This is a genomic window from Pseudarthrobacter naphthalenicus, from assembly GCF_029076445.1.
Taxonomy (GTDB): Bacteria; Actinomycetota; Actinomycetes; order Actinomycetales; family Micrococcaceae; genus Arthrobacter; species Arthrobacter naphthalenicus.
In genome coordinates this window covers 245,901-255,516 of record NZ_JARESG010000005.1, presented here as the reverse complement: position 1 = coordinate 255,516, position 9,616 = coordinate 245,901, and the positions used below count along the sequence as shown (strand labels likewise).

The 9,616-nt window shown below is 56.1% G+C and carries 5 protein-coding genes and 1 pseudogene; 1 reads left to right on the top strand and 5 read right to left on the bottom strand.

What is annotated here, in order from left to right:
• Positions 1 to 129: 129 nt before the first annotated feature.
• A pseudogene (locus PY310_RS07505) lies at positions 130 to 396 on the top strand (IS1634 family transposase); the annotation flags it as partial.
• A gap of 792 nt (positions 397 to 1,188) precedes the next feature.
• Here the strand turns inward: PY310_RS07505 and PY310_RS07500 are convergent.
• The 5 genes from PY310_RS07500 to PY310_RS07480 form a co-directional block, all read right to left on the bottom strand.
• A complete protein-coding gene (locus tag PY310_RS07500) occupies positions 1,189 to 2,637 on the bottom strand; it encodes a S8 family serine peptidase (protein WP_275213723.1) in 1,449 nt (482 codons plus the stop codon).
• A gap of 12 nt (positions 2,638 to 2,649) precedes the next feature.
• Positions 2,650 to 5,106: a lanthionine synthetase LanC family protein gene (locus PY310_RS07495; RefSeq protein ID WP_275213736.1), complete on the bottom strand. Its 2,457-nt coding sequence runs from the start codon at positions 5,104 to 5,106 to the stop codon at positions 2,650 to 2,652.
• Between the two features lie 23 nt (positions 5,107 to 5,129).
• Positions 5,130 to 6,209, bottom strand: a complete 1,080-nt coding sequence (locus PY310_RS07490; protein WP_275213721.1) for a phosphotransferase — start codon at positions 6,207 to 6,209, stop codon at positions 5,130 to 5,132.
• Positions 6,210 to 7,577: 1,368 nt separating this feature from the next.
• Positions 7,578 to 8,594 (bottom strand): MsnO8 family LLM class oxidoreductase, encoded by a 1,017-nt coding sequence (locus PY310_RS07485; RefSeq protein ID WP_275213720.1) that lies wholly within the window; start codon positions 8,592 to 8,594, stop codon positions 7,578 to 7,580.
• 18 nt (positions 8,595 to 8,612) lie between these two features.
• Positions 8,613 to 9,053: an AfsR/SARP family transcriptional regulator gene (locus tag PY310_RS07480; RefSeq protein WP_275213719.1), complete on the bottom strand. Its 441-nt coding sequence runs from the start codon at positions 9,051 to 9,053 to the stop codon at positions 8,613 to 8,615.
• Positions 9,054 to 9,616 lie beyond the last annotated feature (563 nt).

The window sequence follows — 9,616 nt, the reverse complement described above, 5'->3', positions numbered from 1 at the left end:
CGGGGGCGACGATCTCTTTCACGAGCCATGACGCCCAGCCGAAAACCGGAACCACCCCGGCCCCTCCCAAGGCCACCGTAAACGACGACCACCCCACGTCAACAGGGGTACTTAAGAGATACAAGCCGCAAAACTGACCTGCGCGCCAGGCCCATGTTTCACCGCACCCGAGACGCGATCGAGGCGCACCTGACCATCGTGTTCACCGCGCTTGCGGTCTCCCGGACTGTCCAGAACAGGACAGGGCTGGCGGTGCGTAACGTCATCCGACAACTCCGGCCCTTACGCTCAGCGACCATCGCCATCAACGGCACCACGCAGACATTCGCCCCCGATATCGCAGCCGAGCAGCAGGCCATTCTCGATGCCATCCGCAACCCAAAACTCACGCACTAACGAAATGAGCCAAGCCAGGTTTCAGGTTGACGGTCGCCCCGGTGCACCGAACATGGTCCTCGGGCGGCCCGCGCGGGGCAGCGGCAGACGTGCTTGGTCCTCGGTAGCCTCGCCCCAGGGGCAGTGGTCGCTTCTCCGGGTCCTCGAGGACCGCCCGACGGCAACTATTTCAGTTACCACGGCAATTCAAATGCACGTTGAAAGCTTTGGGTACGTTGCTTTGGTCGGAACATTAAGGCCCTAAAGGAGTCGCCTGCCACGAGGCCGATACGGGAGTGAACAACCAAACGTCGCCGTAGCCCCGCACTTGATGTGTCACCTGTCGCGGCAATTGTCCGCTTGAGTAAATCGGATAAGTACGGAACTCCCCGCCGGGAGCGCTGGTACTAACAGCATAGGTAGCTTCGAACCATCCCCAACCCCATATGATCTTTGTCCATTTGCCAGCTAGAAGTTGTCCTGACGGCACCTAAATCCCCTACCTCATTGATTTCCGTGACCTGTTTTGAACCTGTGGCCTTCTGGTTATGGTGCGAATCCGCGGTCTGCGGAGAGAGCTGCATACTCAACACCTGGTAGGGCAATTATCTCGTTGATAACATCCTGGGGTGCGACAGAATTAGCGATGGTGGAGATGCAATGACGCACGCTATTTACATCCCCAACGCCGGGCGTGAGACGTTCAGCACGAAGGACGCCGTTAAGGGCCGCCACTTCATTCAGTAGATTTTCGACTTCATGCTCGGCGACGCCGGGTGATATGCCGAACACAACAACAGCGGGCATGGCGGTTCACAGCCTGGTGGAAGCGAATAGCAGACGCTTCAAGTCCAGCTCGCCGTGACCGAAGTCCGGTGTCCAACGGGCCCCGTTCATTGCAGGTAAGCGCTGCGCTGTAACCATGAGTAGATCCCGAACTTCCGAGGGTGTCCGAGAGACCTTGCTGTTGGCCAACGTTAATGCGGCAGCTGCACTAACGTGTGGAGCAGCCATTGATGTCCCATCCATTGCCGCGTAGTTTATATCTCGAGGAAAAGCGGCGCCAGGTTCTGGCACGCCGTGTTCATCCGCGGCGGCTCGAAATCCAATCTGACCCGGATAATGCGGCATCGTCGACCATATCCCAACCCCCGGTGCAGATAAGGCTATATGACTCCCTGAATTGGAGAATATCGCCACTGAATCGGTTGGAGAAGTTGCACCGACGGCCACCACACCAGGAATCGCGGCAGGATATGAAGTTCTGCTTCCGAGGCTTCTCTCGTTGCCCATGGCAGCAACAACCGTAGTTCCATTATCGATCAAGGCTTTGAATAGAGCAGACTCTTGGGGGTCGGGAGGTTGCGGTCCGCCGATACTCAAGTTTACAACTTCCACTTTTCCGACACATTCGGCTAAAGCCCGGCGATAAAGCACTGGGTCCACTAAGTACCAAAATATATTCCCGCTTCGAACGTAATCTGGGGTGTCATCAAATATCTTCCAAGCAATGATCTTGGCCTTGCATATTCCCCGAATATTGAGGCTTCGATTTAGAGCGCTATTGATCGTTCCAGCCACATGCGTCCCGTGCCCTACTACGTCTGGCGGGTTCGGGGAAACCGCTGACGATCCGTAACTAGCAACACCCAGAAGCCCCGGGTGATCCACGTCCACGCCGGTATCCAGCACTGCGACACGGATATCACGGGCGTTGTCATAGCCTAACTCTTCGACTTCCGGCACCCCGATACGTCGAAGATTCCAATGCAGCTGAATACTCTCTGGCGAGCCACCCTCCAATCGATTGATCCGTCGTTCAACTAGGTCTAGGGAATCAGTAAAATTACCGATTGGTGGGCCGGCCGCATACCGGACTGGAACCCTACTGACATACGTAACGTCCGGATCGGCGTCAAGACTCTGTGCCAGGAGATCGACGTCGACGTCCGCCGCAAACCGCAGTATGCTCGCTGCTTCCGGCAGGTTGTCGCTGCTTTGGTTTGCCAAGAGTTGAAGGGCAGACGATACTCCCAGCGTTGGCTGGGGAGCGGACCCGATGGCATCGATTTGTCTTATTTTCCCGTTTTCTCCCAACCACGCCAGTTGTGACAGCCCAGGGGCCAATCCCAAGGGCTGACGCGTGCCGCCTTCGTGCATAGCGGCTGCCAGTGTCCCACCTGTTTGTGGTGATCGGGCCTTCAAGATAAGGGTCTGCGGATGGACAGGCGGAAGTGCGTTTAAAGTCAGGTAATCAAACATTCTGATGCCTCCTTAGGAAAGTGACGCTGGAATTTCACGCCCGCTATCAGCTACTTCTCGAAGTCGTCTTCCGAAACCCTCCGGCTGGGGCAGCAGAATGGACGGAACTGAACGCGGAAAGGCAAGCCTCAAATAGTGGTAACCGATCCCCGCTGTCCCTAGCATGAGGCCGGGTACTGTCACTCCAGGTACCGGGACACCGCAGGGCCACGGCGAGTCACCAAGGTGATGGCGCCGGTAACCTTGGGCTGCGATTCGGCTGAGGAGATCGACTGTTCCGGACCGGCTGTTGGGGTCCACTACGGTGTGGCGTCCTGCGTTCGGGCTAGAAAGCGATTCCAGCAGTATGTCTGCGTTCCCGGCCAGGCCATGACATAGGCTGAAACTGAAGTTCATGTTCGACATCGCGGCAACTGTCTCCTTTGCCGTGGTCCGTATCGCGATGGCAGCTTCGGATCTGAGCACAGCATCGTCAAGGAATTCCGCTGCACGGATCCTCGACATGGCAATTCCTGGGGCTCCGTGGCACCACTGGCCGAGGAATGATTGTGGGGTGGTGCGGGCTGTTCGCTCGTCAGCCTCGCGCAGATCCGGCCAGTTTTCATGTTTACTGGAGAACCAGCTTCGCTCGTACCGAAATGCCTCGCGAGCACCACAGGAGAAGGTTTCTATTCCTGTTGCGCGTGAAAGCTCGACTAAAGCGGCCGCAATGCCTGCTGCTCCGTGAGACAACCCCGTAAGATCAGGGGAATGTTCAGCGGCTTCATTGGTCCAGGAATAGCCATAGGAGCTGATATTCGCCTGCTGGAGCAGCTCCATCCCCAACCGCTCCGCATCCCTGAGAAGCGAGTCATCGTTTAGCATAGGGGCGAGGCAGAGGAAAGCGATGATCGTTCCCGATCGTCCCGACAGCAGATCTGTACCACTTCCGGATCTACTGCGTAGATGCTGAAGGGCAGCCTCGGCTGCTTCCAGCATCTCGTTGTCTTGATTCAGAACGCCTATTGCGACTGCACAGAGAATCGTCCCGGCGCGACCCGTGAAAAGTCCGTTGTCAGGCTCATTGACCAGTGCCCGAAGCGCCTGCCGGGCGGCAGCCCCGGCAGTTTCCGCTGCATCTGGAATGGAACTGAGGGCCCCCATAAGGGCAAGAAACAGAGCAACGCCAGCACCACCGTCATACAGCGACGACCCTATGGAACCATGGCTAAGTGACGGCTTTCCCCGTTCATCGCTAGCAGGGACTGACCCGAGCCATGTGCAACGGTCTTCGTACCATATCGCTTCCTTAACCAGTTGCGATGCGATTCCAGACGCTACCTCCAAGTATGTGGACTGTGCCTTAACCCTTGCGTTCATCGGAATGTCGTGCCCTGGCAGTTCCTTCGAGCTCGAGGCATGGATCTTTGATGTTGTTCGTCGGATGGCGTCAGCAATTACCTCGATGGCTTCCCCGGATGAAGAGGGATTTAGATGCGGAGCTGCTAGGTCGATACTGGCTTCTGCCCAAGTCTCCAACAGAGGGGCTAGGGTGAGCTCTCCCCCTCGTCCAGTTACGTCCGCCATTCTTATAATTCCCTCGGCGGTGAGCCCCGAACGATGCTCGCCGAAGCTTTCTTTTGTCTCAGGTTCTTCCGCCAGGCCAATACCGGCAATAGCCCGGAGTGTAAAGGCCGGCACAGCATCCTTAAGGAAGGGGCGTAGACGTGAAATTGCGTCGGCGACAGGTTGAGCTGCGGCTCCTGCATTGTCCTTGCTGAGATAGAGAACAGCAGTATCGCAACGGTCATATGAGCCGGGGTCGCTCAACATCTTAAATCGGAAGGGAATGCAACATTGGTTCAGTGATCCCGTAATTTCTGCCATAGCCATCGGAGCGAACTCCGGTCGAACGGCTAGGTACAGGCGGATAACGGCTTTGAGTGTGGTGTCCGGCATTGGGGTATCGCTCAGTGCGCTGTAATACCCGGGGGAGATGTCAAACGAACCCCGAGGAAGACGTATGTCTACTGGATCACCAGACTTCGGCTTTACTCCTCCCGCGTGCCGGTACTCGCCATCTCTTAGCCAGATGCGGAGACCCCTGGCTTCCACGCCTAGACTTCTGGGAATGGCTGGAGTGGCTGCGAAGCTCTGCGGCTGGGACGGGGCGGCAACGTCCTCAACAGACGTCACCGTCCAACCAGGTTCCCAAGCCCCCTGGCCAGTGTTGGCCGCTGCGAGTTGGCTGGCAAGGGTGGTGTCCCGGCCACCAAGAGTAAGTTCTATACCTCCTGTGTTAGTGGCCGCCCTCGGGGAGCCCGCACAGTAGGCATCTCTGTATATTCTGTCGCGAAGGGAAGCCAATAAATACGCACGGCGGTCTGCTGGGGAGATCCGGTCCCTGACGACCTCGGGGAGTGCCCTGGATGGTGAGCCAAACCATGTGAAGGAAGTTTCATCCACTATGCGGACTGCCTCGGCGATCATAGCAAGCGCCGTCATGTGCCTGTTCATGAGGCCACATCCAAACAGAGTAGGGCTTGAACGGCTTCTTGGGGTCGCCCCATCATGTTGGCAGCAACCTGCATATGCGTGACGGCAGTGAGGTTCCAGTGGGCAGAGTTTTGAACCATTTCAATAGCTGACTGAACGAGTTTCAGGCCACAAAACCGAGCCACCCGAGGCATGAACTCAATTTGCATATCGGCGCTCATCTCACTCCGTCGCGCATAGGCGCGCCATAGAGCAGCAATGGACTCCTGCACTTCTGACAATGGGAAATCAGCTAGGTGTATCAACTTTTCTGGCGATTGGGTTCCCGTAACGGGTATAGATTGGATCCATAATCCGAGGTAGTCCGCTACCGCGGCTCCCACATCCCAAGCCGGGTCTCCGGCGGAAGCAGTTTCCCAGTCGACAATCAAGATTTCCGAAGTTCCATGAAGACTCGACTGGATAATATTGTCCATTCTGATGTCGTGGTGAATCAGCGTTTCGTTTCTCCAGTCTTGCCGCATCTCATCCAGATGCACGATCAAGTCTGCGGATGACTGCACCATCCGGATGAGATCAATACTTGATCCACTGAAGTCGCTCAAGAGAGCCAGCCCAGGCCTATCAACCTCCAGAACCCCAGGTTCACTTCTCCCCAGTCGCCTAAGAACTGTCGGAAGAGACGTTTTCATGTGCAGTGCGCCCAAGGCCTCACCCACTGCCGCCGCCGATTGGACTTGCAGGTATCGCGATTCATGATACTTTTCTCGCAGATTTACCGCATCATCAATGAGCTCCAAAATGAGAATGTCGTCATCTGGATTGTAGTCAATTAGACGAGGCGCATAGGGAAAGGGTACGTGCGAATGATCGTCTGCTTCAAGGATGCTGTAGACAGCAGCTTCGCGTGCCGTTGAACTCGATCCATGGATCTTTGTACCTTGCTTGACAAACAGCGAACGGCCGCCTTGGTTTATTACGCGGAAGTTCTGATTTCGACGGGATGCATCGAATACTCGAACCTCACCGTCTACGATATTTTCCCTGCTCAACAATTCCCTCCCGCACAGGTAAGGAATCACTTCAGATGTAATCAACGCGATGGGTCCCTTCAGGAGGCGAAGTCTTTTGTATGGCAGCCGGCTCCAAGATGGTGAGCACGCGGGAGCCGGCTGCAACATGTAGCAGTCCTAGCAGAGACAGGACAGCGACTGGGGGTTGCACGCGAAGCGACTCTTGCACCAGAAGAATGAGTCGTACTTAGTAGGAGACCATCCACCACCACCGCCACAACCGAAAATGGACAGGAACATGGGAGCTGCCCCTTGGTCCTGCCCCCCAGTTTGGGTGGCCCCACCCTGCTGTATCGCGGAAGCGATCAACGCACCCGTGAAAAATGCCTGGATTGCTGCCGCGTCTTGCGGGCTCGGGGCCTGGCCTTGCTGGTCAGGCCCGGCTGTTTGCGCCGCCCCCTGCTGCCCGCCCTCCAAAGCCTGAAGTCGCCGCTCAAGATCTGCAAGGCGCTGTTCATCGTTAGCCATGTCCATCTCCTTTTCCCGATAACGTCGGGCACGGCGCGGGTGACGCCCGCGTGCTTCGAGTAAACGCCTCGCACCGTCCTTCCGGCGTCACTAGAAAGTTGGTTAAATGACTTTTCTTCGCTGGAGAAGCGTCAGATTTGCGTGAAGACGTGGTCAGCGGAGTGTCTAGGCACCCGGCCGCCTTGCGCATTTTGCGGAGTCGGTACTTTAAATTGCTAGGGTATGTCGTCAAGCGGTAGGCCATGCCTTACGGGAATAGTGGTGTAGCAGCCCGCTCGTATTCTCGAGGGATCTGCATTACCAGGGACTGGCTGGATCGCAGAAGAAGACGCCCGTGTCGCTGGCGACGCTGCATGCTTGTTTGGCCACTTCGGCGCCATAGTCCCAGGTCAGGAATCCGCGCCGGTGCCCTGGCAGAGTGGACAAAGTCCTGATCAGCCCGTTTCGGATCGATTCGGCGCTGTGATTCACCGGCCCGGCGCTGTGATTTCACGTTACGGTTGCTGTCTTTGACCAAGGTGGCTATCGCCGACTGAGTCGGCGCCGTTGACTCGACCGCTGATGGAGACTTGCGGCGTTGATCTGTGGTAATTTACTGACCCCAACGGCATAAGCGGCGCCCCTCCGACCGACCCCTTGTTAGCGCAAGATTAGGCAATGAGTCTGTTTCGCCAATAAGCTTCGCGGGTGGGCGGAGGCCATCCATGCATGGCCCGCGCGGTTCGACAGTTGCCGCGCTGAAACTGCGGATTTCGCGCAGACGCTTGACTGCGACCGAAGCCACAGGCGGGGATTCTCCGTCGAAAGAAGATTTCTTCTTTAGGGAGAGAAATCTATTGATGGTGGTTCTATGGGTTTTTGCCCAACTCCCCGTCTATTTCCGTGTGATGCCACGAGGAGGCAATGACTGTTTTTCGTCTGACATCAAGACAGTCCGAGGTGCTCCGAAAGTAGCTGATACATCCGAATACGGGCTCGAAGATCAGGACACGTGGTGGTCACCGTAACCTCGTCAGTTTGGTATCGGCGGGCCAACATTTCCAGATGATTGCCCACTTCTTCGACGTCACCAACGATGTTTAGATGTTTGTTTATGGTTCTGAAGTGGAGTTCATCAGCCGTTACTACATGTCCGCGGACGTCTTCCTTCGATGGGTAACCTGTCGCGAATCGGGGAGTGCTTCTAAGGAAAGCAGTCGGATGAAGCCCTTCACTGGCGGGAACCCAGAAACAGTTTCCCAGGACTTCCGCTTCTTCGCGGGTGTCCGCACATGTGACTCGCACAGCCAAAGAAATACGTGGTGCAGAACATACCTTCGATGCGACGAATGCCTCCCTGTACGCCGCTGCGGCCATCCATGCGCTCTCACCACTGATGAAATGCGCAAGACTAAGGGGCAGACCAAGGGCAGCTGCGACAAGCGCACTCCGCATCCCTGACGCCATGACCCAAATCTCAGGTTCCTCCCCAACGACAGGTACCGCCAACGGGTCCATAATCTGGGGTTTGACGGCCAATAGTTTGGTCAGCTCCTGAATCTGCTTGGCATATGTAACAGGTTCGGAATTGCTTGCTCCCTGCAGTGCTTCGCGGGCAGCCGCTGTCGCTCCCATTCCGTTGCCGACGCCCAAGTCGATTCGGGCTGGAGCCAATGCTAGAAGCATGCGGAAATCTTCGGCGACTCGCAGGGGACTTGCATATGGCAGGAGAATGCATCCTGCCCCAATCCGCATGGTGTTTGTATGACTAGCGACGGCAGCGAGCAAAACCGCAGGCGACGCGCAGGCCCGGGATGAGTCACCGTGGTGCTCAGCAATCCAAAAGCCCTTGAAGTGCAGGTCCTCAGCCGCCGCTGCCAACTGTACGCTTTCACGGACAGCAGCCTGCGGACTAGAACCTTGAAAGACCGGGATCTGATCCAGAACGTTTAATGACAGCATTTGTCTTACTTTCTTACTTCATTTCTTGTAAATCCGGCACCCGCGGGGCAAAAGAGCTTGCATGGCAGGAGACGGCGCAACCCCGAGTTCTGAGAAGATCAGATTGTGAAAATATTCGTAGTGGCGCACTGCTTCAATGAGGTTATTCTCGCGCAAATGAACAGATATTACGGCCGTATTAGCGCTTTCGCGAAGCGGCTCGATGGAGACAGCGGCCAGGGCGGTTTCTAACGCTGCCGCGAACGCGCTGGCCTCCAATAATGAAGCGGAAGCAGCTTCGAGCGCGTGTAGCAGCATTTGCCTGTACTTTTCCCTCTCGAATACCAACCAGTCATCATACATTCCTGTCAAGAGCTCTTGGCACGCAAGGATTTCCTCAACGGGAACTTCGCGTATCGGCCTGAGGCGACTACACACAGCCTTGGCAGTGTCACGAAATTTGTTAACATCGGTTTCCACAGACGGGGACAATTGAACGACCGATTTCGACTCACCAATTACAGCGGGCGCACTACAACCCAGGGACCATAACGCGTTTCGAAGACTGGACCGGGCACGTGTCTCGTTCGCCTCTGGCCACAACTTCCCAGCCAACACCTTCCTACTGGTGACCCCGTTAAGAGCAACGTAGGCAAGAACACGCTGGGAAATTCCAGGCAAATGAATCGCACACCCCTCCTTTTCTAGGGAGAAATTGCCGAAGAGACACAATGAGTATTTTGACTTGGCACAAGTATCGGGATTCATTAAGCGCGCCCCCTCACTGCTTTTTGTCACATCTGGTGCTAGCTTCTTCCCACCGATCTGGCATCCTGTAGTCCCCATTCGACGAGTTCTAGGAATATTTCCACGCCAAACGCAACATGCTGAAGTTGGTCAAAGAAGTCATTGTGTGGCCGCGCACTTAGAACCTGCCTTCCCGCCCGCGCCGCGCAGCCGACGTGCTTAGCTCGTGTTGTTCAGGAAGATTAATGGTTACCACGAATGCCCCTTCCTATCTAGAGGCGCACGCCTTGAAGACA